This window comes from Pseudomonas sp. SK2, assembly GCF_016772395.1.
Classification (GTDB): Bacteria; Pseudomonadota; Gammaproteobacteria; order Pseudomonadales; family Pseudomonadaceae; genus Aquipseudomonas; species Aquipseudomonas taiwanensis.
Map to the genome: position 1 here is coordinate 1,575,887 of NZ_CP061944.1, position 25,066 is coordinate 1,600,952.

General features: G+C 61.8%; 20 protein-coding genes and 1 pseudogene. 15 read left to right on the forward strand and 6 right to left on the reverse strand.

Annotation, left to right across the window (positions count from 1 at the left end):
- Positions 1-61: 61 nt before the first annotated feature.
- From IF103_RS07015 to IF103_RS07025, 3 genes are all read left to right on the forward strand, one after another.
- Positions 62-2,068, forward strand: a complete 2,007-nt coding sequence (locus tag IF103_RS07015; RefSeq protein ID WP_202675979.1) for a hypothetical protein — start codon at positions 62-64, stop codon at positions 2,066-2,068.
- A gap of 199 nt (positions 2,069-2,267) precedes the next feature.
- A complete protein-coding gene (locus IF103_RS07020; protein WP_252189431.1) occupies positions 2,268-4,406 on the forward strand; it encodes an autotransporter outer membrane beta-barrel domain-containing protein in 2,139 nt (712 codons plus the stop codon).
- A 63-nt stretch (positions 4,407-4,469) separates the two neighbouring features.
- Positions 4,470-5,966, forward strand: coding sequence for a hypothetical protein (locus IF103_RS07025; protein ID WP_023379382.1), 1,497 nt, complete (start codon positions 4,470-4,472; stop codon positions 5,964-5,966).
- Positions 5,967-5,972: 6 nt separating this feature from the next.
- On the opposite strand, the gene IF103_RS07030 is transcribed toward IF103_RS07025, so the two are convergent.
- The 3 genes from IF103_RS07030 to IF103_RS07040 form a co-directional block, all read right to left on the reverse strand.
- Positions 5,973-6,713 carry a fimbrial biogenesis chaperone gene (locus tag IF103_RS07030; protein WP_084212800.1) on the reverse strand — a complete coding sequence of 247 codons (741 nt, stop codon included), beginning with the start codon at positions 6,711-6,713 and terminating at the stop codon, positions 5,973-5,975.
- Between the two features lie 71 nt (positions 6,714-6,784).
- On the reverse strand, positions 6,785-7,318 hold the full coding sequence (locus IF103_RS07035) for a fimbrial protein (protein ID WP_023379384.1): 534 nt from the start codon (positions 7,316-7,318) through the stop codon (positions 6,785-6,787).
- Positions 7,319-7,499: 181 nt separating this feature from the next.
- A complete protein-coding gene (locus tag IF103_RS07040; protein ID WP_023379385.1) occupies positions 7,500-7,910 on the reverse strand; it encodes a PA2817 family protein in 411 nt (136 codons plus the stop codon).
- A 237-nt stretch (positions 7,911-8,147) separates the two neighbouring features.
- On the opposite strand from IF103_RS07040, the gene IF103_RS07045 reads away from it, so the two are divergent.
- On the forward strand, positions 8,148-8,582 hold the full coding sequence (locus tag IF103_RS07045; protein ID WP_104882381.1) for a hypothetical protein: 435 nt from the start codon (positions 8,148-8,150) through the stop codon (positions 8,580-8,582).
- Between the two features lie 122 nt (positions 8,583-8,704).
- On the opposite strand, the gene IF103_RS07050 is transcribed toward IF103_RS07045, so the two are convergent.
- The gene (locus tag IF103_RS07050) at positions 8,705-11,152 is read right to left on the reverse strand and encodes an acyl-CoA dehydrogenase (protein WP_202675981.1); all 2,448 of its coding nucleotides are present in this window, start codon (positions 11,150-11,152) and stop codon (positions 8,705-8,707) included.
- Between the two features lie 282 nt (positions 11,153-11,434).
- Here IF103_RS07050 and IF103_RS07055 point away from each other — a divergent pair, with 282 nt between their 5' ends.
- The 3 genes from IF103_RS07055 to IF103_RS07065 all read left to right on the forward strand — a co-directional run bounded on the left by IF103_RS07055 (position 11,435) and on the right by IF103_RS07065 (position 13,899).
- On the forward strand, positions 11,435-12,058 hold the full coding sequence (locus IF103_RS07055) for a glutathione S-transferase (protein ID WP_023379388.1): 624 nt from the start codon (positions 11,435-11,437) through the stop codon (positions 12,056-12,058).
- Between the two features lie 132 nt (positions 12,059-12,190).
- Positions 12,191-13,123: an ABC transporter ATP-binding protein gene (locus IF103_RS07060; protein ID WP_023379389.1), complete on the forward strand. Its 933-nt coding sequence runs from the start codon at positions 12,191-12,193 to the stop codon at positions 13,121-13,123.
- The gene (locus tag IF103_RS07065; RefSeq protein ID WP_023379390.1) at positions 13,120-13,899 is read left to right on the forward strand and encodes an ABC transporter permease; all 780 of its coding nucleotides are present in this window, start codon (positions 13,120-13,122) and stop codon (positions 13,897-13,899) included. The genes IF103_RS07060 and IF103_RS07065 overlap by 4 nt, the downstream gene beginning before the upstream one ends.
- Positions 13,900-13,908: 9 nt before the next feature.
- On the opposite strand, the pseudogene IF103_RS07070 reads toward IF103_RS07065, so the two are convergent.
- Positions 13,909-14,415 (reverse strand): annotated as a pseudogene (locus IF103_RS07070) (DUF2062 domain-containing protein); the annotation flags it as partial.
- Between the two features lie 142 nt (positions 14,416-14,557).
- Here IF103_RS07070 and IF103_RS07075 point away from each other — a divergent pair.
- The 8 genes from IF103_RS07075 to murB all read left to right on the forward strand — a co-directional run bounded on the left by IF103_RS07075 (position 14,558) and on the right by murB (position 21,460).
- A complete protein-coding gene (locus IF103_RS07075; RefSeq protein WP_202675982.1) occupies positions 14,558-16,795 on the forward strand; it encodes a DNA internalization-related competence protein ComEC/Rec2 in 2,238 nt (745 codons plus the stop codon).
- A 126-nt stretch (positions 16,796-16,921) separates the two neighbouring features.
- The gene (gene pocA / locus IF103_RS07080) at positions 16,922-17,557 is read left to right on the forward strand and encodes a flagellar polar localization protein PocA (protein ID WP_023379394.1); all 636 of its coding nucleotides are present in this window, start codon (positions 16,922-16,924) and stop codon (positions 17,555-17,557) included.
- The gene (gene pocB / locus IF103_RS07085; RefSeq protein WP_023379395.1) at positions 17,554-17,988 is read left to right on the forward strand and encodes a flagellar polar localization protein PocB; all 435 of its coding nucleotides are present in this window, start codon (positions 17,554-17,556) and stop codon (positions 17,986-17,988) included. Before pocA ends, pocB begins: the two co-directional genes overlap by 4 nt.
- Positions 17,988-18,989 carry a tetraacyldisaccharide 4'-kinase gene (gene lpxK / locus IF103_RS07090; protein ID WP_023379396.1) on the forward strand — a complete coding sequence of 334 codons (1,002 nt, stop codon included), beginning with the start codon at positions 17,988-17,990 and terminating at the stop codon, positions 18,987-18,989. The genes pocB and lpxK overlap by 1 nt, the downstream gene beginning before the upstream one ends.
- 44 nt (positions 18,990-19,033) lie before the next feature.
- Positions 19,034-19,219, forward strand: coding sequence for a Trm112 family protein (locus tag IF103_RS07095; RefSeq protein ID WP_003247142.1), 186 nt, complete (start codon positions 19,034-19,036; stop codon positions 19,217-19,219).
- Positions 19,216-19,980 (forward strand): 3-deoxy-manno-octulosonate cytidylyltransferase, encoded by a 765-nt coding sequence (gene kdsB / locus IF103_RS07100; RefSeq protein ID WP_202675983.1) that lies wholly within the window; start codon positions 19,216-19,218, stop codon positions 19,978-19,980. Before IF103_RS07095 ends, kdsB begins: the two co-directional genes overlap by 4 nt.
- Positions 19,980-20,444, forward strand: a complete 465-nt coding sequence (locus tag IF103_RS07105) for a low molecular weight protein-tyrosine-phosphatase (RefSeq protein WP_104882033.1) — start codon at positions 19,980-19,982, stop codon at positions 20,442-20,444. Before kdsB ends, IF103_RS07105 begins: the two co-directional genes overlap by 1 nt.
- On the forward strand, positions 20,441-21,460 hold the full coding sequence (gene murB / locus IF103_RS07110; protein WP_202675984.1) for a UDP-N-acetylmuramate dehydrogenase: 1,020 nt from the start codon (positions 20,441-20,443) through the stop codon (positions 21,458-21,460). The genes IF103_RS07105 and murB overlap by 4 nt, the downstream gene beginning before the upstream one ends.
- 368 nt (positions 21,461-21,828) lie before the next feature.
- Here murB and rne read toward each other — a convergent pair whose 3' ends face one another.
- On the reverse strand, positions 21,829-25,011 hold the full coding sequence (rne, locus tag IF103_RS07115) for a ribonuclease E (RefSeq protein WP_202675985.1): 3,183 nt from the start codon (positions 25,009-25,011) through the stop codon (positions 21,829-21,831).
- Positions 25,012-25,066 lie beyond the last annotated feature (55 nt).

Sequence of the window (25,066 nt, forward strand, 5' to 3'; positions counted from 1 at the left end):
ATGCATGCTCGGCTATGGGTGCTGTATTTAATGACTGGCGTCGACCATGACAGGTGAGACCATGAGCAAAGAAAGCGGAATCTACTTAGCGGCTGAGAAAGTGCGTCAAGAAGTCAGGCAGGGCAGGGCAAAAAAGCGCACGGTTGCCACGCTTGCAAAGCCCGGCATTGACCGGGCACTGTTGGCGGACGAGACAGATGGCACGGTGTTTAGCGCAATTTTGACTGACCCTTCGAAGTCTCTTGCTATTACCGTTGACGCCTGGCCTATGCTAGGGTCGGTGCCGGCGGGTTATTACGATACGCTTGAAATCTACCACACAAGTGTAAATGGTACAGAGACGTTGTTGTCGAGTGAGCAGTACACGGGATCAGATGTCACCTCGTTTCCTGTGACGTTTGTGATCACTAAAGACAATATCGAAAACTGGGTAGATGGTAGGCAAACCTTCAGTTACAAGGTCGCTCCGTTCAATGCTACGAATCCGACAGCCTCTGAACCGTTGGAGTTGATATTTGACCGTACCCCTCCCTATGGCAATGCCACGCCTGCGGCCATGCCTGCGTTGGGCTATGATGTCACGGATAGTAATATTGATAACGTTGTTATCACGTTGCCTGAATATGACACTCATGCTGCAGGTGATACGGTCTACGTTTACTGGTTAAACTATGTGCCGGATGATCCTGCTTTGGTGGCGCCGGTTGTTACTGAAAAGGTCGATACGTTACCGAAACCATTGACGGTGCCAAAGGCTGCAGTCGAAGCAATCGGTGACGGTGGCGTTTATGTGCTTTATGTACTGGTCGACAAGGCTGGTAATATCAGCCGACTCTCGATGCCTTTACCTGTGGGTGTGGCTATAGGCCCTTTGCCCAGTGGGCTCAAGGACCCTGAGGTACCCTTGGCGGATGACGACGGACTGATTGATCAGGAAGATGCCTGGACGGGTGTGGCAGTCGAGATTCCACTGTTTGGCAATTGGAAACCCACGGACTGGGTGCAAGTTACCTGGGGCGGGCTGGAGCTGGGCTGGCGGGAAATTGGTAGTGCCCCGAAATGGCCATTGGAATTTACACTGTCGGGTGGGCAGTTATGGGATCAGTATGGCGCCACCACCACGGGTGAAAAAGTAACCAATGTCAGTTATGCGTTGCGCCGGGGGACGGTCGCGCAGGGCCGCAAGGCTATTGATGTACAGGTCAACTTGGAAGTTGTGGGGCCTGTGGACCCAATTGTCGACCCTGAATGGCCAGATCCGGTTAACCCAAGGTTGCCCAAGGTTAAAGTGTTAGGAAAGAATTCAAATGTCGACAACCATTTGGCTCCCGCTGATGAGGGTGAAGATGGCATTGTCAAAGTGGTCGTTGATGCAAGTTTGAGAGAAAATGATGTCATAAAGTTTTATTGGGAAGGCGTTCATATTCCAGAGGCCGACCATACGATTATAACTACGGAGGTGGGGGCGGAAATAACGGAGGCCATTCCCTGGTCCTACATTGAGGTGCGGAATAACGGGCAAATACCCGTGCATTACGTGGTCGAACGCCCAGGCGTACCTAATCGCGCCAAGTCCACCGCGACCATTGTAAATGTTGAAGCGATTATCTTGCGCCCGGAGGCTCCAGAATTCCTCGGCGGGAACACGGAAGTTCCCGTAGGTTGGCTAACTTGTAATGCCTTGTATGACGATGCCAATCCAAACCCACTGGACCCGGCCATCCGGGTTTTGGTGAAAGACCTGCGTGGTTACGGCTTGAAGGCCGGGGATACCGTGACGTTTCATTGGTATGCAGTACATGGTATGACCGGCGAAGAAAAAATCGAAGAGACCGTATTCGATGACCCCGTCGAGCTTAAAGAAGCCGATCTCGACGAATTTGTATGGCGTGTGCAACCCTACACAGACTACATCCTTCCAATCTTTGACTACAGCGCCACGCTTCATCTGGGGCGCGGGCGTGTTACTTACAGTTTTGATCTGGACGGCAAGCCAATTGTGTCAAAACAAGTGGAAGAAATTGTTGCCATGCATGACGCGGTAACTAGCTGCCCGCTCAGGCCTTGAGCGAAACCTCATGGCCGTGGGGTAATTTGCGAGCGGTTGAGATCTTCATGTGCTGTTTGAGGGGTTTTCCTACAGGAATTTGGGAAATCCCTCGGTAGCCTTGTCGGTGATTGTTTGATATTTCGACATGAATGAGGTCATGAGTTAGATGGGGAAAATACGAAATTTCTTTCTGAGTCCTATGGCACATGCTGTTCGCATGGCACCGTTACTATTGCTGGCCAGCCCTTTTGCCGCAGCAGTGACTGTTGTTGAGGGTACGTATGACATCGACAGTACTACCCCGCTCGACAGCTACCGTCTGAGCGCCAATGCCCGTCTCAATGCGACAGGTGCATCCCTGCGTGAGGTCAATGTTGGTGCAGGTGCTCAACTGAACATGCAGGCGAGCACGGTTGAGGCATCGAGGGCTGATGGCGTTGCCCTGGTAGCGGGGGCGTCCGCCAATGTAGCGGGTAATTCACGAGTGGTCAGCGATCGTTTTGGCTTGCGTTTGCAGCGTAATGACACCGAAGGCGCTTCGGCTGTTGTGACTGATAGCTATGTCGAGGGGGGCAATGCCGGGGCGCTGGTGTCTGCCGCTTCACGTTTGACGTTGCAACGCAGCACCTTGGTAGGCAGTGGCACGGCAACGGCAGCCCAACTGTTTGGTAATGCCGAGTTGATCGCGCAAGACAGCACGATAGTGGGAGGCAGCGATGGCTTGCGCGTGCTGGCGGACTCCGCCTTTACCGGGCCTGCCAAGGTTAATTTGGTGGGCTCCACAGTTGAGGGCAAGGACGGCTCGGCAATTGTGGTGGGCAATCCGCTGATCGGCCCGGCAAAGGCAGACATCATCGTTGCTGGCGGTACCAGCCTGGTGGCGAGCAATGGCGTCCTGCTTGATGTGGTCGGCGGGTCGGACGCCAACATGACCGTAGACAACAGCCACTTGGTGGGGGACGTACGAGTCGAAGCGGGTTCTACGGCCTCGTTGATGCTGGACAACCAGGCCAGCCTGACCGGCAGGCTGGAGAACGTGGCTGGGTTGAGCTTGAGCAACCAGGCACGTTGGAACATGGTGGAGGACAGCCAGGTCGGCAGCCTGGCGCTCGACGGTGGTGTAGTCAATTTTGGCGAACCTGGGCAATTTCAGCGGCTCACACTCGGCACGCTGGCCGGTAACGGTACTTTTGTCATGGATGCCGATTTCAGTACGGGTGAGTCCGACTTCCTCGATGTAGGTAACGCCAGCGGCACCCATAGCCTGCTTGTGAGCAGCAGTGGTGCGGACCCGCTGACTGAAAACCGGATTCACTTGGTGCATACCGCAGCTGGCGATGCCAGTTTCTCCCTGCTCGGCGGGGTGGTGGATCTGGGGGCCTTCTCATACGAACTGTTGCAGCAAGGGGGTGATTGGTACCTTGACGGTTCGCGCAAGATCATCAGCCCTGGTACCGCATCGGCGTTGGCGCTGTTCAATACTGCACCCACCGTATGGTACGGCGAGTTGACGACGCTGCGCAGCCGCATGGGCGAGTTGCGCCTGGATGAACGTAAATCGGGCGCCTGGATGCGCGCCTACGGCAACAAGTACAACGTATCGGACAGTGCCGGCAGCCCCTATAGCCAAGTTCAGCGCGGCTTTTCGATCGGTGCCGATGCGCCGCTGCCGGTTGGCGATGGCCAGTGGCTGGTCGGGGTGATGGCGGGTCACAGTTCGTCGGACCTGGACCTGATCCGTGGGAGTTCTGCCGAGGTCAAAAGTTATTACGTCGGGCTCTATACCACTTGGCTGGATGCCCAGAGCGGTTACTACTTCGACGGCGTGGTGAAAGCCAACCGCTTCGATAACAGCGCCAAGGTCGAAATGAGCGACGGCAAGCGCAGCAAGGGCGATTTCAACAACGTGGGCGTGGGTGCCTCTGCTGAATTCGGGCGCAATATCGACCTGGGCCAAGGCTACTTCGTGGAGCCCTATACCCAATGGTCGGTGGTATCGATCCAGGGAAAGGACTATCACCTGGACAATGGGCTGCAAGCGCGTGGTGATGATGCGCGGTCGGTGCTGGGCAAGGCGGGGGCAACTGTCGGGCGTACTCTGCAGCTTGGTAATGGCCAGCAGGTCCAGCCTTATGTACGGCTTGCCTACGTGCATGAGTTCATTCGCAACAATGAAGTGAAGGTGAATGACCATCGGTTCGACAACGACTTGTCAGGGTCACGGGCAGAACTGGGAATGGGCGTCGCCATCAATCTGAATGATCGCATGCAGCTGCATGCCGACTTCGACTACTCCAACGGGGAGAAGATCGAACAGCCGTGGGGGGCGAATGTAGGGCTCCATTACAGCTGGTAAGTATCAAGACGAAGGAAGGCCTGGGCCTTCCTTTTTTGTGGCTGGCAAAAAGAGGGTGGTGTAATGCGCATGATTCTAAAGCGGGCGCTGGGTTGGCTGAGCGCACTGTGGCCTGGCTTTTTCCAGACCAAGTTGCTTGCCCCGCCAGACGCGCCAGATGCGTTGGAGGATATTCCTGACGGCGAGCCAAACCTGCTGCCGCTTTCAATCCTAGGTCAGCCCTTGAAGATTACAGTGCCCATGTGGCCGATCTCCAACCCGACACCGGCCACCCCGGAAATGCTTCGGCTGTACTGGAACGATGCGCTGGTTGATGAAAAGCGATGGGAGGCTCCGATTGCCGAAGCGGACCTGTTCGTTGAGGCCCCGGTTTCCGTACTGCAGCATGGCCGGGCAGAAGTATCGTACGAGGTGCAGGGTTTCAATAGTGTCATTACACCTTCCCAAGTGTTGATAGTGACGATAGACAAAGTGCCGCCAGTGCTCGGCAGTGCTGAGGGACTTCTGCTTTTCGATGAGGCGGTCCTGCGCGAAGGGTTAACGGCGCGCTATCTGGAGCAGCACGAGGATGTTGTACTTGCTGAGTTGCCCCCTTACGATGCGCCCGCTGTGGGTGATGTCATCACCTTGTATTGGGATGATCAGCCGTTCGCCAATGATCGGCTAAGTGAGCGCATTGTCACCAGGCAAGACCTTGACAAGACGATTTACCTGTCGATACCAGGGGATGATGTCAGGGCCCGCGGCGATGGGCAGCGCTATGTTCATTACCAGATTCGCGACCGTGCGGGTAACCTCAGTGCGCGCTCCAGGCCGGCAGTGCTGGAGGTGGATGCCACGCCCATTCCCAGAAGCCTGCCGTGGATCGAGGTGCCCCAGGCCGTTGGTGCCGAGGGCGACCTTTCCATGAGGTTGGATGATTATGCCGACCCGTTGGTGGTCATCGTACCGGCAGATGCGGTGATCTATCCGGACGAGCGGATCACCGTGCAGTGGGGGGCGCCGGGTGACCATGGTTACTACACCTCGTCCGAGCCGCAACCGGGAACGAATGACCGGTTTTTGATTCCAGAGCCTAATGTATTGGCGTACAGCAAGCGCACGCTGGAAGTCAGATATGTGGTGAACGATGGAAAACAAGATTTCGCAAGTGTGCCATGCAGCCTGAAAGTGATCGAATTTGCTACGGGGGGATTGCCCAGAGTCGCGCTCGAAGGGGCCAATTCCAGCGGCTTCAGCCTCGGCTCAGCGCCACAGCAGGTGCCTGTCAGCCTGGGGACATGGAGGGGGATTGCCGTAGGGCAGCGGGTCAACATCACGGTGACCGGGGTGCTTCAGAGTGGGGCGGATGCGCGCCCCTACAATGTCCTGACCGCCCATGCAGTCACGCAGGCGCAAGTAAGGCAGGGCATTGGCGCGAACAAGGAAGTGACCCTGCCCAGGGCCTATCTTGAAACGCTGCGCAGAGGCGAGGCGTTCACCTTCCATGTCCAGGTCAGTTTTGACGGCGGTACCACATGGGTCGACTTCCCGCTCTACAGCCCCAAGCTGATCCCTTGAGTGCATTCACAGGCGCCCCACTGGGCGCGACAATTCGGGCGTGAGGCCGCCGTAGTCATTGATGGTTGTGAACTGGACCTTCAGGCCGTCCTGCACGGTTGCAGCTTTGAGTGGGTAGGTTTGTCTGCCCATGGGGATAGCCATCTTCCTGGCATCGATTTTTTCGCTGCCCTTGGCGCTGTGCAAGGTGAGCTGGTTGAAGGTGAAGTAGTACGGAGATGGGTTGTCGACCACCAGGTGAGGCTTGCCGTCCAGCGTTTGCACCGACCAGGCCAGGCTTTGCAGGTAGTCTTGTGGACGGCCCTTGAGTTGGGTGGGGCGGTAGAAGACCTTGATGCGGGTCCGCAGGGCGATGGTCAGGCTATTGCTCGGCTTATCGTCTGCCTGCGGAATTTCCTGCAGATTGAAGTAGAACACCGACTCACGGTCGTTGGGCAGATCATTGGGCAGGCGGTTGAGTTGAACCGTCTGTTCGCCGGTCGGATCGATGCGGAACAGGGCAGGTGAAGCGATCAGGGGGACTGCGGTGGTGCTGTCGTCGGCCTCGGTATTGATCCAGGCCTGGGCCGCGTAAGGGCGTTGGCTGGGGTTGGCGACCACGATGCTGGTGCTTTGACGGTCGCTGGGCTGGATCACTCGGGTAGAGCTGATGGTCAGGGCAGCGTGGGCGCTGGCTTGGACGAGCAAGGCAAAGCAGGTGCCGATTGCCATGGCAAGCCTGGAGGCAAAGGAGTTGGGGCGGGGCATGGGCATGTCTCTCTGCTGCATTTCGCAGGGGACTCCAGGTGCATTCGCGGACGCGCCTGGAGTGCAACGGATTACTTGATGTCCACGAGGAAGGTGACTTCCGATGCCGCGTCGCCTTCAGTTACGGTAGCTGCGGTGGACTGATACATGGCGTAGAACAGCATGTCGGTGGGTTTTGCAACATCGAGCAGGTAGGCGACCGATTCCTTGTCCGGGGCCAGGTTGGTCAGGCTCTTGTCCTGAATGGCCAGTGCCAGCCCGCTGGTGCCGCCTGGGCGCAGTGCGTAGAGGTCGGTGCCTTCGGGGCCGTAGATCGCCGAGAAGGTGACATAGCCCTGTTCGCCAGCGGCGATGGTGCAAGTACCAGGGGTAAGGCGCAGGGCGAACGGAATAGGGCGTGTTTGCTTGCCGACCTTGTCGAAGAAACTTGGGTGATAGCTACCGATCACGACGCGAGGCAGACCACCGCCAGTGCCCGGTTCGACCACTTCGATAGGGCAGGTACCGCCTGGGGTGATGGTGCCGTGGAAGTTGATGTTGCCAGTGTTTGCAAATGCTGCAGTGCTCGCCAGGCTCATGGCGAGAGCGATAAGGGTCCGTTTCATTGTTTATATCCTGGTGTTGGGAGGCGTTCGAACATGCATCTGAATGTTCGGTCGGCAGGATATTCAGGGGAGGCGGGCCGAGGCTGTAGGGCAATTCAACAATGGATGCAGGAGCGATGGACAAAAACCGGGACGGCGCAGCGAACCACGCCGGTCGGTCGACGTGGTTAGATGCACAGACTCAGTGTTGGAGGTTCCCGCCAGCTTGGCTCAGCAACTGCTTATGCTGGTTCCAGTCAAAGGCTTCGCCGTTCTGTTCAGCCTCGTAACGGCGTTCTTCCAGCTGTTGGTAAAGCTCCAGCTCTGGGTCAGGCATGAAGTGCAGGCAGTCGCCGCCGAAGAACCACAACAGGTCGCGCGGAACCAGGTGAGCAATTTGCGGGTAGCGCTGGATCACCTGGCAGATCAGGTCCTGGCCCAGGTACTGGCTTTGCAACGGGTCTTTCGGCAGCAGGGTCAGCAGTTCGTCGAAGCGTTCGAGGAACAGGCCGTGGCTTTCCTCCGGTACCTGCTCGGCCTCACCCAGTGCCACCAAGATGGTGCGCAGGTGATGCAGCAGTTGCAGGTGGTATTCCAGGTGGGGGTTGGCCATCGTGTGATCCTTGAGGGTAATTCAAACAAGGCAGAAGTATACGCCGGTTGTAGGCCTATTGTGGAACGTCCGCCGGACCAGCCGCCTGTCTGCCCATGATGTGTGCCGACCTATCATTTCTGCCAGGTGCGTGCCTGTCGCCGCTGATTTAGATTCAAGCCTGAGTCAACGATGCGGTCCTTCAACAGGTGATGGCCGGTGTCGAGGGCATACAATTTTCTGCGCGAGATCAGCACCATGGCAAACGACAACACCCTAAAGCAGAGCGGTTCTATCATCTTCTGGAATGGCAGCAACGATAGCGTTGGACTCAACTTGCCGGCAGAAGGAAGCGGCGAAAGCGTCAGCAAGACAATTGTCGCCAACCACAGCAAAATCGAGATGAGTGACATCCCTTCTGCCACGACCATCAAGTTGGTCTACAGACCAGCCCCAGACGACTGGACTGTCCTATCCTCCATTACACTGCGTACCACTCACAGACCCGCGTCGCTTAACCGTACCGAATACAGCTATCTCTTGAACACCTATGCCGTTGGCGATTTCATCAGTGAGGCGCTAGGTGTGGAGGTGATTGCAAAAAAGGCCGGACCTTCCCGTCAGGCTGATGTCCTGGCGGACCATCAAATCGATTGTTACGTCAGACTTTCCAGCTCGCCGCCCAGCGCCTGAACGGATCTCACCCCGGCATATGAGTATCGGTGATTGCAAGGTGCGGGGGCGTGCCGGGGAGGCACGCGGATGACGCTGCCTCTTGGCCAAGCGCCGCCCTGGCACCTGAATGGGGTTATCGCCTAGCGCACCTTACCCGCTTGCGGTAGCAACTGCCCCTTGTCGAAAGCGTCCACATCAATCACTGCGCGGCAGGCTTGCTCTGCTTCGCGCAGCCGTTGTGCCGAGCCGGGTTGAAGCACGCCGCATTCGACTGCCGCGTCGATCACCGATTGACCGAGCGCCGTTTGCACCTTTCCCTCCTTGATTGCCTGATGCAGCACCTTGCGCAATGGCCCTACTTCATCAAGTAGATCACAGGCCCGCTGCAGTGCTGCCACAGGGTCGTCTTTGGCGTGTGGTCGGAAGCAGCCGGCCAACAACGCTTCCAGCGCCGGGTCGCCTTTGCTGCGCCCGATCAGTGCCGCCACTTCGGCATCCAATTCATCGCTCGGCCCTGTATGACGGCGGCCGAACGGGAACACCAGCACGCGCAGCGCGCAGCCGACAAACCGGTTAGGGAAGTTGTCGAGCAACTGATCCAGGGCTTCCTCGGCCTGGCCCAGGCTTTCTTCCATGGCCCAGCGCAGCAAGGGCTGCATGTGTCCTGGCGAACCCAGGTCGTGGTAGCGCTTGAGTGCGGCGCTGGACAGATACAGGTAGCTCAGCACATCGCCCAGGCGTGCACTCAGGCGTTCGCGGCGCTTGAGCGCACCGCCAAGCAGCATCATCGACAGGTCCGCCAGTAGAGCAAAGGCGGCAGCCTGGCGATTGAGGGCGCGGAAGTAGCCCTGGCTCAACGTATCGCCCGGTACTTTCTCCAGGCGCCCTAGCCCCAGCCCGAGTATCAGCGTACTGGCGGCGTTGCCGGCGGCGAACAGGATGTGTTTCATCAGCAGGTCGTCGAATTCCTTCAGTGCCTGGTCACTGTCTTCCCGGCCGGCCAGGGCCATCTCCTTGAGCACGAACGGGTGGCAGCGAATGGCGCCCTGACCGAAGATCATCAGGTTGCGCGAAAGGATGTTGGCGCCTTCGACGGTGATGAAGATCGGCGCCCCTTGCCAGTTGCGGCCCAGGTAATTGTTCGGCCCCATGATGATGCCCTTGCCACCGTGCACGTCCATGGCGTGCTGGATGCATTCGCGGCCACGCTCGGTCAGGTGGTACTTGAGGATCGCCGACAGCACCGAGGGTTTTTCCCCCAGGTCCACGGCCTTTGCTGTCAGCAGTCGGGCACTGTCCATCAGCCAGGCGTTGCCGCCAATGCGCGCCAGCGACGCCTGAATGCCCTCGAAGGCTGCCAATGGCACGTTGAACTGTTCGCGAATGTTGGCGTACTGGCCGGTGACCAGGCTGGTGTACTTGGCCGCACCGGTGCCAACGGCCGGCAGCGAGATCGAGCGGCCCACCGACAGGCAGTTCATCAGCATCATCCAGCCCTTGCCGAGCATGGCCTGGCCGCCGATCAGGAAGTCCAGCGGTACGAACACATCCTTGCCGCTATTGGGGCCGTTCATGAAGGCAGCGCCCAGAGGCAGGTGGCGTCTGCCGATTTCGACCCCAGCGGTGTCGGTGGGGATCAGGGCCAGGCTGATGCCCAGTGCTGTCTCTTCACCCAATAGATGGTCCGGGTCATAGGCCTTGAATGCCAGCCCAAGCAACGTCGCGACGGGGCCGAGGGTGATGTAGCGCTTCTCCCAGTTCAGGCGCAGGCCGAGCACTTCTTCGCCGTTCCACTGGCCTTTGCAGATGATGCCGGTGTCGGGCATCGCGCCGGCATCGGAGCCGGCCAGCGGGCCGGTGAGGGCGAAGCATGGGATCTCGTCGCCGCGTGCCAGGCGCGGCAGGTAGTGGTTGCGTTGCTCGTCGGTGCCGTAATGCAGCAGCAGTTCGGCGGGGCCCAGCGAGTTGGGCACCATCACCGTCGAGGCCAGGTCGCCGCTGCGGGTGGCGAGCTTCATGGCTACCTGCGAGTGGGCGTAGGCCGAGAAGCCTTTGCCGCCGTATTCCTTGGGGATGATCAGGGCGAAGAAGCCCTGTTCCTTGATGTACTGCCAGGCTTGGGGCGGCAGGTCCATGTCCTGACCGATCTGCCAGTCGCTGACCATGGCGCAAAGCGTTTCGGCAGGGCCATCGATGAATGCCTGTTCTTCTTCGGTCAACCTGGGCGCTGGGTAGGCAAGCAGGGTGCCCCAGTCGGGGCGGCCGCTGAACAGTTCGCCGTCCCACCAGACGGTGCCGGCTTCGATGGCTTCGCGTTCGGTCTGCGACATCGGCGGCAGGGTCCGTTTGAACCATTTGAACACCGGGCCGGTGAATACCTTGCGCCGCCATTCCGGCAGTGCAACCAGGGCAGTCTTCAGGGCCAGCACGATCCACAGTAGCGCCAGCAGCCAGCCAGGTGCGCTGCTGAAAATGCTCATCAGCAGCACATAGGCCGCCATGGTGCCGAGAATCTGCAAGGGCGCCAAGCGCCGATGCGTGAGGTACGCTGCGCCGATCACCAGCACCACCAACCACAACAGCAACATAATCGGTCCTCCTTGGAACCAGGGGCTTGAGCCGTCCCAGATAGCTTAGACGCATCGCTGTGAACGACAGGTTCACAACAGTGACAGGGTGTGGCGGTGGGAGTTTCAGTTGTTTGTTTGCCTGTGCCGGCTCTTTCGCGGGTAAACCCGCTCCTAGAGGAATATCGATGGCCTGAAGGTTGGGGCGATCCTGTAGGAGCGGGTTTACCCGCAAAAGGGCCGGTACAGGCGGCGAAGGTCTGGAGTAGACTGTGCCCCTCCCGCATTCATAAGGACGTTGCCATGCTGAAGATCTGGGGCCGCAAGAATTCGAGCAATGTGCGCAAGGCGCTGTGGATCGCCCATGAGCTGGGCCTTGATTTCGAGTCCATCGATGCCGGCGGTGCCTTCGGCGTGGTCAACGAGCCGCACTACCGGGCTCGCAACCCCAATGGCCTGGTGCCCCTGCTCGAAGACGGCGACCTGACCCTGTGGGAATCCAACGCCATCGTCCGCTACCTGTGCGCAGAATACGGTGCAGAGCAGGGCTGGTACCTGGACGACCCGCACCAGCGCGCCCTGGCGGACAAATGGATGGACTGGACCACCTCATCCTTCGCCGGCCCGTTCCGCCCATTGTTCTGGGGCCTGCTGCGCACCCCCGAAGACCAGCGCGACTGGGTGGCGATCAATGCGGCGCACAAGCAATGTGCCGAACTGCTGTCGATCGCCGACCAGACCCTGGCCCACCAGCCATACCTGTCCGGTGACCAGATCGGCATGGGTGACATCCCACTGGGTTGCTTCATCTATGCCTGGTTCGAAATGCCTATCGAGCGCCCGGAAATGCGCCATCTGGAGGCTTGGTACGCGCGCCTGAAACAGCGGCCCGCCTACCAGGCCGCGGTGATGACTGCGCTGACTTGATGCCGCTTCGATAGTCACTATCAATAGACATGACTGTACTTGTGCGGCCAGGCCTTGCACCATGGCCGCACTCACTGCGCCAGTGACCTGCCCTGGCGTGTCCTGACCTTTTCACTCGGTACGTGACCCGCTATGAGTTCCGCCCTGTCCATCCGACAGCTGACCAAGACCTACGGCAACGGCTTCCAGGCCCTCAAGGGCATCGACCTTGACGTCGCCGAAGGTGACTTCTTCGCCTTGCTTGGCCCCAACGGTGCTGGCAAGTCCACCACCATTGGCATCCTCTCGACCCTGGTCAACAAGACCAGTGGCACGGTGAGCGTGTTCGGCCATGACCTGGACCGCGAGCCAGCGGCGCTCAAGCGCTGCCTGGGCGTGGTCCCCCAGGAATTCAACTTCAACCAGTTCGAAAAGACCTTCGACATTGTCGTGACCCAGGCCGGTTACTACGGCATCCCGCCCAAGGTGGCCAAGGAGCGCGCCGAAAAGTACCTGACCCAACTGGGGTTGTGGGACAAGCGTGACGTGCAGTCGCGTTCGCTGTCCGGCGGCATGAAGCGCCGTCTGATGATCGCCCGCGCGTTGATCCATGAGCCGCGTCTGCTGATTCTCGACGAGCCGACCGCAGGTGTGGACATCGAGCTGCGCCGCTCGATGTGGAGCTTCCTCACCGAGCTCAACCAGAAGGGCATCACCATCATCCTGACCACTCACTACCTCGAAGAAGCCGAGCAGCTGTGCCGCAACATCGGCATCATCGACCACGGCACCATCGTCGAGAACACCAGCATGCGCCAGTTGCTGGGCAAGCTGCACGTCGAGACTTTCGTGCTGGACCTCAAGCAAGACCTGGCCAGCGCACCGACATTGCAAGGATACCCCTGCCGCTTGCTGACCCCGCACACCCTGGAGGTGCAGGTGGACAAGGATATTGGCATCACCGCGCTGTTCGGCCAGCTGGCGCTGCAGAACATCGAGGTGCAGAGCCTGCGCAACAAGACCAACCGACTCGAGGAGCTGTTCGTGTCCCTGGTGGAAAAGAACCTGTCGAAGGTGGCCGTATGAGTGTGGAACTGCGCACCAACTGGGTCGCCCTGAACACCATCGTCTACCGCGAAGTACGGCGCTTCCTGCGCATCTGGCCGCAGACCCTGCTGCCGCCTGCGATCACCATGGTCCTGTACTTCGTTATCTTCGGTAACCTGATCGGTCGGCAGATCGGCGACATGGGCGGGTTCACCTACATGGAGTACATCGTCCCGGGCTTGATCATGATGTCGGTGATCACCAACTCCTACGGCAACGTGGTGTCGAGCTTCTTCGGCAGCAAGTTCCAGCGTTCCATCGAAGAGCTGATGGTGTCGCCGGTTTCGCCGCACACCATTCTGGTCGGCTACGTGCTGGGTGGCGTGCTGCGGGGCCTGGCAGTGGGTGTGATCGTGACCATCCTGTCGTTGTTCTTCACCCATTTGCAGGTCCATCACTTGGGGGTGACGGTGGTGGTGGTGTTGCTGACCGCGACCATCTTCTCGCTGCTGGGCTTCGTCAATGCGGTGTTTGCGCGCAACTTCGACGATATCTCGATCATCCCGACCTTCGTGCTGACGCCGCTGACCTACCTGGGTGGGGTGTTCTACTCCATCAACCTGCTACCGCCGTTCTGGCAGACCGTGTCGCTGGCCAACCCGGTGCTGCACATGGTCAACTCGTTCCGCTACGGCATCCTAGGGGTGTCGGACATCAGCATTGGCACGGCGATCACCTTCATGCTGGTCGCCACCGCAGTGCTCTACGTGGTGTGCGTTCGCCTGCTGGTCAGCGGCCGCGGCATGCGCGCCTGAGGCCTTGCACCGGCATTGGCGGCGGCGCCACTGCCGGCCCACCCACCAGCGCCAGTAGGCCATGGTGGTGAAGTAGGCAAGGATGCCGAGGACGATTCCGCATACCACCGAACCCAGCAGGAAGGGCTGCCAGAGGGTCGACAGCTGGTCGGTGATCCATTCGAAGGTCAGGTCGTCGGGCAGCGTGCGTGCCGGTGTCTGCAGCAACCAGGCACCGGTCATGTAGGTGACGAAGAACACCGGCGGCATGGTCAGCGGGTTGGTCAGCCACACCAGGCTGACCGCGATCGGCAGGTTGCCGCGCACCGGAATGGCCAGGCTGGCTGCCAGCAGCATTTGCATGGGAATGGGAATGAGCGCCGCGAACAGGCCAACCCCCATGGCCCGCGCCACCGAGTGGCGGTTCAGGTGCCAGAGGTTCGGGTCATGCAGCAGCTTGCCGAAAAAGCGTAAGGACTTGTGTTCCCGAATGCTGGTCGGGTCCGGCATGTAGCGTTTGAAAAGTCGGCGCGGCATGTAGGCTCCCGGGGCGTTGATGAAGGCAGTATGCCCTGATTCCATCTCTGCCTTGTTCAGAGTTTGTGACAATTGTTGAGCAAGCTCAGGCGCCAATTCGTCTATGCCTCAGAAGGTATTTTCGCTTCTGGAGCTCTATCTCATGCGCAAAGGGATGCTTGCGCTCGCCATTGGGCTGTTGTGCCTGGGGTTTCTGCCGGCCTTGCCGTCGGTCGGCTGGCTATTGCTGTTGCTGTGCTGTGGCTTGGGCTGCCTGTGTGTTCGGTGGTGGCCGGTCGCCTGTTTTCTGCTGGGCGTGTGCTGGGCCTGCTGGTCGGCCCAGCAGGCCCTGGATGATCGGTTGGCGCCGCAGCTCGATGGCCGTACGTTATGGCTGGAGGGCAGGGTGGTCGGGTTGCCGACTCGCACCGCGCAAGGCGTGCGTTTTGAGTTGTCGCAGCCACTCTCGCGCCGAGCCGAGTTACCGACCCGTCTGCAACTGAGCTGGTTCGACGGTCCGCCGCTGCGCGCGGGCGAACACTGGCGTCTGGCCGTGACCTTGCAGCGTCCGACAGGCTTGCTCAACCCCCATGGCCCGGACCGCGAGGCAAGCCTGTTGGCCCGACGGATCGGCGCAACCGGCACGGTCAAGGCCGGCGAGAAGCTGTCGTCCGTAGCGGGCAGTTGGCGCGACCAACTGCGTCAGCGGCTGCTCGCGGTCCAGGCACAGGGCCGTGAAGCCGCGCTGGTTGCCTTGGTGTTGGGCGATGGAGCGGCATTGGCCCGGGACGATTGGCAAACCTTGCAGGCCACGGGCACGGTGCACTTGCTGGTCATCTCCGGGCAACACATCGGTCTGGTGGCCGGCCTGCTGTACGGGTTGGTCGCCGGGCTGGCGCGCTGGGGGCTCTGGCCTCATCGCCAGCCTTGGCTGCCGTGGGCCTGTGGCCTGGCCATGGCGGCGGCGCTGGGGTATGGCGGGCTGGCGGGGTGGGGCGTGCCGGTGCAGCGAGCCTGTTTGATGTTGGCCGTGGTACTGGCCTGGCGCCTGCGCTTCCGCCACATCGGTTCCGGGATACCCTTGCTGTTGGCGCTCATCGCGGTGCTGTTGTTCGAGCCATTGGCTGCGTTGTTGCCCGGGTTCTGGTTGTCTTTCGCCGCGGTGGCCGTACTCATTTACTGCTTCAGCGCACGTCTGGGTGGCTGGCGACCCTGGCAAGCCTGGACCCGTGCGCAGTGGGTAATCGCCATTGGCCTGCTGCCAGTGTTGCTCGCCACAGGGCTGCCGGTCAGCCTGAGTGCGCCCCTGGCCAACCTCTTTGCAGTGCCCTTGATCAGCCTGACGGTGTTGCCGCTGGCGTTGCTCGGCACGCTGCTGCTGCCATTGGGCAGTGTGGGCGAGGGCTTGCTGTGGCTGGCGGGTGGCTTGTTGGAGCTGCTCTTCTGGCTTTTGGGCAAGGTGGCGGGTTGGCGTTCTGCCTGGATGCCCGCTGCATTGCCCCTGTGGGCATGGCTGTTGGTGGCGGGCGGGGCACTGCTGGTGTTGTTGCCCAGAGGCGTGCCACTGCGTGGCTTGGGTGGGTTGATGCTGCTGGCCTTGTGGGTACCGCCAGAGCAGGTGCCGCAGGGGCAGGTGGAGGTCTGGCAATTGGATGTCGGCCAAGGGTTGGCGGTACTGCTGCGAACCCGAACCCACAGCCTTCTGTACGATGCAGGGCCGGCACGCGGTGACAGCGACCTGGGTGAATGGGTGGTGCTGCCGACCCTGCGCAAGCTGGGGGTGAGCCGCCTGGACATGATGCTGATCAGCCATGCCCATGCCGACCACGCCGGTGGCGCGCAGGCTGTGGCGCGCGGGTTGCCCATCGGGCGCCTGCTGGCGGGAGAGGCACAGGCGCTGTCTGGAGCGCAGCCCTGCGTCAGCGATGAGCGCTGGGAATGGGATGGCGTGCGCTTTTCGCTGTGGCGATGGCCCGAGGCGCAAGGCAGCAATGACCGCTCTTGCGTGCTACTGGTCGAGGCGCAAGGCGAGCGGCTGCTTTTGGCGGGTGACATGGAGGCGGGTGCCGAGCGTGCCTGGCTGGCCGCCAGCGAGCAGCCCGACATCGACTGGTTGCAATCGCCCCATCACGGTAGCCGCACGTCGTCCACCGAGGCTTTCATCAAGGCCACCAAGCCGCGTGGCGTGTTGATTTCGCGAGGGCGCAACAATGGGTTTGGCCATCCGCACCCGCAGGTGATCGAACGCTACCGGCGCCATGGCGTGGTGATCCATGATACGGCGGTGGAGGGGGCATTGCGCTTGCGCCTGGGGCATCGCGGTGGGGTAGAGGGCCTGCGTGCGCAGCGGCGTTTCTGGCGTGCGGCAGCCCCCTCGCCATCCAGCCAGGTACCGCGCTGATGCCTGTGGGAGACGGCTTGGCGGCGATAGGGCCAGTGCCGTCGGCACAATTCCCTGACCTCCGGCAGATGAGCCCCCTCCGGTCCTATGGTAGAGTGGCGGCCTTTTTCCGAAGGGGCGTTTACTGTGTGGGAATTGGTCAAGTCCGGCGGTTGGATGATGCTGCCGATCATTCTGAGCTCCATCGCCGCCATGGCTATCGTCGTCGAGCGCCTGTGGACCCTGCGCGCCAGCCGTGTCACTCCGCCGCACCTGTTGGGCCAGGTGTGGATCTGGATCAAGGACAAACAGCTTACCAGTGACAAGCTCAAGGCCTTGCGCGCCGACTCGCCGCTGGGTGAAATCCTCGCCGCAGGCCTGGCCAACTCCCGCCATGGCCGCGAAATCATGAAAGAGTGCATCGAGGAAGCCGCCTCGCGCGTCATCCACGAACTGGAGCGCTACATCAGCACCTTGGGCACCATCGCCGCCATGGCTCCGCTGCTCGGCCTGCTGGGCACCGTGTTGGGCATGATCGACATCTTCAGTGCCTTCATGGGCTCGCAGATGACCGCCAATGCTGCCGTGTTGGCCGGGGGGATCTCCAAGGCCCTGGTCACCACCGCTGCGGGCCTGATGGTCGGTATTCCGGCAGTGTTCTTCCATCGCTTCCTGCTGCGCCGCATCGATGAGCTGGTGGTCGGCATGGAGCAGGAAGCGATCAAGCTGGTGGAAGTGATCCAGGGCGACCGCGAAGTGGAAGTGGCTGGAGGCAAGGCGTGAAGTTCCGGCGCAATCGCCAGCGGGAGAACGTCGACATCAACCTCGCGTCGCTGATCGACGTGGTGTTCGTGCTGCTGCTGTTCTTCGTCGTCACCACCACCTTCACCCGCGAAACCCAGTTGCGGGTCGAACTGCCCGAGGCCGCCAGTGCAGAGCAGCCACCAGCCGACCAGGACAAACTGGTGGAAATCACCATCAGTGCCGATGGCGTGTACTCGGTGAACAACCACCTGCTGCCCAAGAGCGACCTGGCCACCCTGACCGAGGCCATCGAGCGCGAATCCGGTGGTGACACTACGTTGCCACTGGCCATTAGCGCCGATGGCAAAACCCCGCACCAGGCCGTGGTCACTGCGATGGATGCTGCCGGTAAGCTCGGTTTCAGCCACCTGCGCATGACCACTGTCGAGGCTGCCCAGGGGACGCCTTGATGGCCTTCGCTGACCGTCTGCTCGCGGCCTGGTATGCCGGGCACCCGGCCCTGGCCCTGCTGCGCCCGCTCGAAGCCTTGTACCGGCGTGTGGTGGTGGGCAAGCGCGCGCGATTTCTCAGCGGCGAAAGCCCCAGCTACCGTGCGCCGGTGCCGGTCATCGTGGTGGGCAACATCACCGTCGGCGGTACCGGTAAGACACCGATGATTCTGTGGTTGATCGACCACTGCCGCCAGCGCGGGCTCAAGGTCGGCGTGGTCAGCCGTGGCTATGGCGCCAAGCCGCCGCAGTTGCCGTGGCGCGTCAGCGCCGAGCACAGTGCCGAACAGGCCGGCGACGAGCCGTTGCTGATCGTCCAGCGCACAGGCGTGCCGTTGATGATCGACCCAGACCGCTCCCGCGCCGTGCAGGCGCTGCTGGCCAGCGAACCACTGGACCTGATCCTGTGCGACGACGGCATGCAGCACTACCGCCTTGCCCGCGACCTGGAACTGGTGCTGATCGACGCCGCCCGTGGCCTGGGCAATGGCCGCTGCTTGCCGGCTGGGCCCTTGCGCGAGCCAGCCGAGCGCCTGCAGGCGGCCGATGCGGTGCTGCTCAACGGCGCCAGCGCTGACCGCGAGGGTGGTTTCGCCTTCAGCCTGCAGCCCTCTGCGCTGGTCAACCTGCGCAGTGGCGAGCGTCGTGCGCTGGACCATTTCCCTGCCGGCCAGGCACTGCACGCCGTGGCGGGCATCGGCAACCCCCAACGTTTCTTCAACACCCTCCTAGGGCTAAACTGGCAGCCGGTGCCGCATCCTTTCGCTGACCACGCGCAGTTCAGCGCTGAAAGCCTGGCCTTCAGCCCGCCGTTGCCGCTGGTCATGACCGAGAAAGATGCGGTCAAATGCCGGGCCTTCGCAGCGGATGACTGGTGGTACCTCACCGTCGAGGCGCAGCCCTCGCCAGCGTTCGTCGGCTGGTTCGACGGCCAGCTGCAGCGCTTGCTGCCCCAGCCCTGAGCCCTTATTCAACACACGGCCACCTGGCCTCAAGGACGCTTTCCATGGACACCAAACTGCTCGACATCCTGGCTTGCCCGATCACCAAGGGCCCGCTCAAGCTCAGCGCCGACAAGACCGAGCTGATCAGCAAAGGTGCAGGCCTTGCCTACCCGATCCGCGATGGCATCCCGGTTATGCTGGAGAGCGAGGCTCGCACCCTGACCGACGACGAGCGTCTGGACAAATGAGCCTGAACTTCACCGTGGTCATTCCGGCCCGCCTGCGCTCCACGCGCCTTCCGGGCAAACCGCTGTTGCCGATCGCCGGCAAGCCGATGATCCAGCACGTCTGGGAACAGGCCCGCAAGAGCGGTGCCAACCGCGTGGTGATCGCCACCGACGACAGCAGTATCGTCGAAGCCTGCCAGGCATTCGGCGCCGAAGTGCTGATGACCCGTGCCGACCACGAGTCCGGCACCGACCGTCTGGCCGAAGTGGCGGCCCACCTGGGACTGCCTGCCGATGCCATCGTGGTCAACGTGCAAGGCGACGAGCCGCTGATTCCCCCGGTGATCATCGACCAGGTGGCGGCTAACCTGGCGGCCCATCCGGAAGCGGGCATTGCCACCCTGGCAGAGCCGATCCACGAGCCGCAGGCGGTGTTCAATCCCAACGCGGTCAAGGTGGTCAGCGACAAGAACGGGCTGGCCCTCACGTTCAGCCGCGCGCCACTGCCGTGGGCTCGCGATGCTTTCGCCAAGGACCGCGATCGACTGCCCGAGAGCGTGCCTTACCGCCGCCATATTGGCATGTACGCCTACCGCGTGGGCTTCCTCCAGGACTTCGTCAGCTGGGGCCCATGCTGGCTTGAGCAGACCGAGGCACTGGAACAGCTGCGCGCCCTGTGGCATGGCGTGCGTATTCACGTCGAAGATGCGATCGAAGCGCCAGCGGTGGGTGTGGATACCCCTGAAGACCTGGAGCGCGTCCGGCGCTTGCTGGAGGCCTGATGCGCGTTCTGTTCGTCTGCCTGGGCAACATCTGCCGTTCGCCAACCGCCGAAGGGGTGCTACGCCATCAACTGCGGGCCGCTGGCCTGGCCGACCAGGTGCACGTGGCCTCGGCCGGCACGGCTGAATGGCATGTGGGCAAAGCCCCTGACAGCCGCACCAGCAAGGCGGCGCTGGCGCGTGGCTACGACCTGTCGCGGCAACGTGCGCAGCAGGTGAAGGCGGCGCATTTCGCCGAGTACGACCTGATTCTGGCCATGGATGAAAGCAACCTCAGCCACCTGCGCGCCCTGCGTCCGCATACGGCAAAAGGCGAGCTGGACCTGTTCCTGCGCCGCTACGGTGCTGAGCTCGACGAAGTGCCAGACCCTTACTACGGTGGGGCAGAAGGTTTCGAGCGCGTGCTGGACCTGATCGAAGCGGCATGCCGCGAGCTGGTCGTGGAAATCAAGGGGCGGTTATGACGGCGCATTGGCAGGAGCAGGTATCGCTCAAGGCCTACAACACCTTCGGCATCGACGTGAAGGCACGATATTTTGTCCAGGCCCACAGCGATGCCGAAGTGCGCGCGGCGTTGGCCGAGGCGCAGCAGTGTAACGTGCCGGTGTTCGTTCTGGGGGGAGGCAGTAACCTGCTGCTGACCCGCGACATCGACGCACTGGTGCTGCACATGGCCAGTCGCGGCCAGCGGGTGTTGCTGGACGATGGCAGTCGCGTGGTGGTCGAGGCCGAGGCCGGTGAGCCCTGGCATCCTTTCGTGCAATCGACGTTGGCGAAGGGTTTCAGTGGTCTTGAGAACTTGAGCTTGATCCCCGGCACTGTTGGCGCGGCGCCAATTCAGAACGTGGGTGCCTATGGCGTCGAGATCAAGGACGTGTTCGCTGGGTTGACCGCGCTCGACCGGGAAACCGGCGAGGTGCGGGATTTTGCCCTGGAAGAATGCGCGTTCGGCTACCGTGACAGCGTATTCAAGCGCAACCCAGGCCGCTGGCTGATCTTGCGCGTGCGCTTTGCCCTGAGCCGAGCCTTGCAGGCGCATCTGGATTACGGCCCGGTGCGCCAGCGTCTGGCGGAGCAAGGCATCGAACAGCCGACTGCGCAAGCGATAAGCGACGCGATCTGCAGCATTCGTCGCGAGAAATTGCCTGATCCGGCCGAGCTTGGCAATGCCGGGAGCTTCTTCAAGAACCCGGTGGTACCCGCAGCGGTGGCTGAGCGAATTCGTGCACAGCATCCAGGCGTGGTGGCGTATGCCCAGGCCGATGGCCAGGTCAAGCTGGCGGCGGGTTGGTTGATCGAACAGGCGGGCTGGAAGGGCTACCGTGATGGGGATGCCGGCGTGCATCGGTTGCAGGCGCTGGTGCTGGTCAATCATGGCCAGGCAAGTGGGGCGCAGTTGCATGATCTGGCGCGACGGATTCAAGCGGATATTTACGAACGGTTTGGGGTTGAGTTGGAGATGGAGCCCAACCTCTACTGAGGGCTGGGGTTGCCTTGCGCTTGTCTTGGGTTTAGAGGTGGTGGGTAAATCGAGCGCCGCCCGCGCGGCGCATCGCGAGCAAGGCTCGCTCCTACGCTTGTTTACGGCCAAACATGTCTGTGACAGGCGCACGTGACCGCTTTCTTGCGTCGTGTGACAGAGCGCTCGCGCGCAAATCCCGCAGGACTCATTGGCCCGAAACAAGCGTAGGAGCGAGCCTTGCTCGCGATGCGCCGCGCGGGCGGCGCTCGATCTCAAAGCCGCTGAAAAACCTCCGACAAGCGCATCCATCCTCAAACCAAAACGCTCCCCAAGAAAAAGCCCCGCCCAGTTTGCACTGGCGGGGCTTTTTCACTCAGGCGATGGCATCAACCGTGGTGTGGCTTCTGCTCGTCAGCGGTTTCCAGCGCTGGCTCTCCAGCCGACGCAGCCGCTTCTTGCGCAGCCTTGGCCGCTGCTTCGGCTTCGAGGCGGCGGCGGCGCACTTCACGTGGGTCGTTCGGTGCACGGCCGTTTGGCAGCATCACGGTAGCAGGTGCTTCAGCCGCTGCTGGCTCGGAAACCACAGGGGCGGGCTCGGCCGCTACTTCGGGCTGGGCTTCGACCGCCGGGGCCTCGACCACGGGCTCGGCAACCGGGGCCGCTTCAACGACCACAGGTGCCTGCTCGACTTCGACGGCAGGTGCTTCAACGGCGGCTACTTCCGCCGGCGCTTCGACAACCACCGCAGAGGCTTCTTCTACCGCAGGCTGTGGCGCGACTTCCACTGCCGGCTCGACACTGGCTTCAACCGGAGCGACCGGCTCGCTGACTGGCTGTTCGACCGCAGGGGCAATCGCCACTTCTTCAGCCTGTTCAGCCTTGACGCTTGCTTCAACCTGCTCGGCAGCCTGAGGCGCTTCGACGGTTTCAGTGCTGGCGACTTCAGCGGTGGCACGCTCTGCCTGCTGATTGGCTTCGGCCTCGGCGGTGGCGCTGATGTTGCTGGTGGCGACCGCGGCGGTGACGGCCAGGCCGGCTGCCAGTTCGGCACCCAGCTCGGTGGCCTGGTGCTGTTGTGGCTGCTCTTCGCTGCCTTCTTCCTCGCTGCCTTCGATCAGCTCGCCGTTGGCATTGCGCTGGCGCTCACGGCGGTTGCTGCGACGACGCTGACCGCGCGAACGGCGGCGTGGGCGCTCGCCATCGGCACCTTCCAGCTCGTCCTGCAGTTGCTCTTCGTTCGGCAGTTGCTCTTCGGCCTGCTCCGCAGCCTGTTCGCTAGCGCGAGGCTGGCGCTCCTCACGCGGTGGGCGCGGCGCACGCTCCTCACGGGGGGCGCGTTCTTCGCGTGGAGCGCGTTCTTCACGCGGAGCCCGCTCTTCGCGTGGTGCTCGTTCTTCACGCGGAGCGCGCTCTTCACGTGGCGCGCGTTCCTCACGCGGTGCACGTTCTTCGCGAGGCGCACGCTCTTCACGCGGTGCGCGTTCTTCTCGGGGCTGACGTTCTTCACGCGCGGTCGGTGCGGCGTCCAGCGGTTCGCGCAGTTCGCGTACCCGCTCTTCACGGTTGGCACGGCGATCTTCGCGGGGTTGGCGTGGTTGACGCTCCTCGCGTGGGGCGCGCTCTTCGCGGGCGACACGCTCCTCGCGCGGTGCACGTTCCTCACGCGGCTGGCGCTCTTCGCGTGGGGCGCGCTCGGCACGCTCTTCACGCGGCTTGCGTTCGTCGTCGCGACGGCCGTTTCGGTTGCGGCTCTGCTGGCGACCGTTACGACGCTCTTCGTTGCGTTGAGGGCGTTCAGTAGCGGGCTTCTCGGCGGCGACCGCTGGCGCTGCGGCAGGCTCTTCCTTGCCGGCGAACAGGCTGACCAGCGACTTCACCAGGCCTTTGAACAGGCTTGGTTCTGGTGCGCTCGGGGCCGGGGCCGGGGCGGGTGTTGCGGCAGGCTGTTCTTCAGCGCTCGGGACCGGTGCGTTGGCGCGGGCCGGGGCGGTCTTGACAGCGGCTTCCTGACGAACCAGGGTGCGGGTGGCGGTCGGCTGCGGCGCTTCTTCGGTCTCGGCGGCGGCGATTTCGTAGCTGGACTGGTTGTTCAGCACGTCCGGGTTGTCGTCGCGCAGGCGCTGGACTTCGAAGTGCGGTGTCTCCAGGTGATCGTTCGGCAGGATGATGATGCGCGCACGGGTACGCAGTTCGATCTTGGTGATCGAGTTGCGTTTCTCGTTGAGCAGGAAGGCCGCGACCGGGATCGGCACTTGGGCGCGAACCTCGGCGGTGCGGTCTTTCAGCGCTTCTTCTTCGATCAGGCGCAGAATCGCCAGCGACAGCGACTCGACGTCACGGATGATGCCGGTGCCGGAGCAGCGTGGGCAGACGATACCGCTGCTTTCGCCCAGCGACGGACGCAGGCGCTGACGGGACATTTCCAGCAGGCCGAAACGCGAAATGCGGCCAACCTGGACACGGGCGCGGTCGGCTTCGAGGCATTCGCGCACGCGTTCTTCGACGGCACGCTGGTTCTTGGCCGGGGTCATGTCGATGAAGTCGATGACGATCAGGCCGCCGATGTCGCGCAGGCGCAGTTGGCGGGCGATTTCCTCGGCCGCTTCCAGGTTGGTCTGCAGGGCGGTTTCCTCGATGTCGCTACCTTTAGTGGCGCGCGCCGAGTTGATGTCGATGGACACCAGGGCTTCGGTCGGGTCGATCACGATCGAGCCGCCGGACGGCAGGTCGACGACGCGCTGGAAGGCGGTCTCGATCTGGCTTTCGATCTGGAAACGGTTGAACAGCGGCACGCTGTCTTCGTACAGCTTGACCTTGCTGGCGTACTGCGGCATGACCTGGCGAATGAAGGTCAGGGCTTCTTCCTGGGCGTCGATGCTGTCGATCAGCACTTCGCCGATGTCCTGGCGCAGGTAGTCGCGGATGGCGCGGATGATGACATTGCTTTCCTGGTAGATCAGGAAAGGCGCGGCGCGATCCTGGGACGCTTCCTTGATGGCGGTCCACAGCTGCAGCAGGTAGTCGAGGTCCCACTGCATTTCTTCGCTGCTGCGGCCCAGGCCGGCGGTGCGCACGATCAGGCCCATGTCGCCGGGAACGGTGAGGCCGTTCAGGGCTTCGCGCAGCTCGTTGCGCTCTTCGCCTTCGATGCGGCGGGAGATGCCACCGGCGCGCGGGTTGTTGGGCATCAATACCAGGTAGCGACCAGCCAGGCTGATGAAGGTGGTCAGGGCGGCGCCTTTGTTGCCGCGTTCTTCCTTCTCGACCTGGACGATGACCTCCTGGCCTTCGCTGAGGACTTCCTTGATGTTGACGCGGCCTTCAGGGGCTTTCTTGAAGTATTCGCGGGAGATTTCTTTCAGCGGCAGGAAGCCGTGACGTTCGGAGCCGAAGTCGACGAAGGCGGCTTCGAGGCTAGGTTCGATCCGGGTGATCTTGCCTTTGTAGATGTTGGCCTTTTTCTGCTCGCGGGCCCCGGACTCGATGTCCAGGTCGTAGAGACGTTGGCCGTCCACCAGGGCTACACGCAACTCTTCGGGTTGAGTCGCGTTAATCAGCATTCTTTTCATGTTGTACCGTCGGTTTCCGGGCTGCCGGAAACGGCGTTCGGCACACACGACTTCT

Bases quoted from the DNA above. Each gene is read 5' to 3' on its own strand.
- IF103_RS07015 (WP_202675979.1), top strand. From the start codon at position 62: ATGAGCAAAGAAAGCGGAATCTACTTAGCGGCTGAGAAAGTGCGTCAA.
- IF103_RS07020 (WP_252189431.1), top strand. From the start codon at position 2,268: ATGGCACCGTTACTATTGCTGGCCAGCCCTTTTGCCGCAGCAGTGACT.
- IF103_RS07025 (WP_023379382.1), top strand. From the start codon at position 4,470: ATGCGCATGATTCTAAAGCGGGCGCTGGGTTGGCTGAGCGCACTGTGG.
- IF103_RS07030 (WP_084212800.1), bottom strand. From the start codon at position 6,713: ATGCCCCGCCCCAACTCCTTTGCCTCCAGGCTTGCCATGGCAATCGGC.
- IF103_RS07035 (WP_023379384.1), bottom strand. From the start codon at position 7,318: ATGAAACGGACCCTTATCGCTCTCGCCATGAGCCTGGCGAGCACTGCA.
- IF103_RS07040 (WP_023379385.1), bottom strand. From the start codon at position 7,910: ATGGCCAACCCCCACCTGGAATACCACCTGCAACTGCTGCATCACCTG.
- IF103_RS07045 (WP_104882381.1), top strand. From the start codon at position 8,148: ATGGCAAACGACAACACCCTAAAGCAGAGCGGTTCTATCATCTTCTGG.
- IF103_RS07050 (WP_202675981.1), bottom strand. From the start codon at position 11,152: ATGTTGCTGTTGTGGTTGGTGGTGCTGGTGATCGGCGCAGCGTACCTC.
- IF103_RS07055 (WP_023379388.1), top strand. From the start codon at position 11,435: ATGCTGAAGATCTGGGGCCGCAAGAATTCGAGCAATGTGCGCAAGGCG.
- IF103_RS07060 (WP_023379389.1), top strand. From the start codon at position 12,191: ATGAGTTCCGCCCTGTCCATCCGACAGCTGACCAAGACCTACGGCAAC.
- IF103_RS07065 (WP_023379390.1), top strand. From the start codon at position 13,120: ATGAGTGTGGAACTGCGCACCAACTGGGTCGCCCTGAACACCATCGTC.
- IF103_RS07075 (WP_202675982.1), top strand. From the start codon at position 14,558: ATGCGCAAAGGGATGCTTGCGCTCGCCATTGGGCTGTTGTGCCTGGGG.
- lpxK (WP_023379396.1), top strand. From the start codon at position 17,988: ATGGCCTTCGCTGACCGTCTGCTCGCGGCCTGGTATGCCGGGCACCCG.
- IF103_RS07095 (WP_003247142.1), top strand. From the start codon at position 19,034: ATGGACACCAAACTGCTCGACATCCTGGCTTGCCCGATCACCAAGGGC.
- kdsB (WP_202675983.1), top strand. From the start codon at position 19,216: ATGAGCCTGAACTTCACCGTGGTCATTCCGGCCCGCCTGCGCTCCACG.
- IF103_RS07105 (WP_104882033.1), top strand. From the start codon at position 19,980: ATGCGCGTTCTGTTCGTCTGCCTGGGCAACATCTGCCGTTCGCCAACC.
- murB (WP_202675984.1), top strand. From the start codon at position 20,441: ATGACGGCGCATTGGCAGGAGCAGGTATCGCTCAAGGCCTACAACACC.
- rne (WP_202675985.1), bottom strand. From the start codon at position 25,011: ATGAAAAGAATGCTGATTAACGCGACTCAACCCGAAGAGTTGCGTGTA.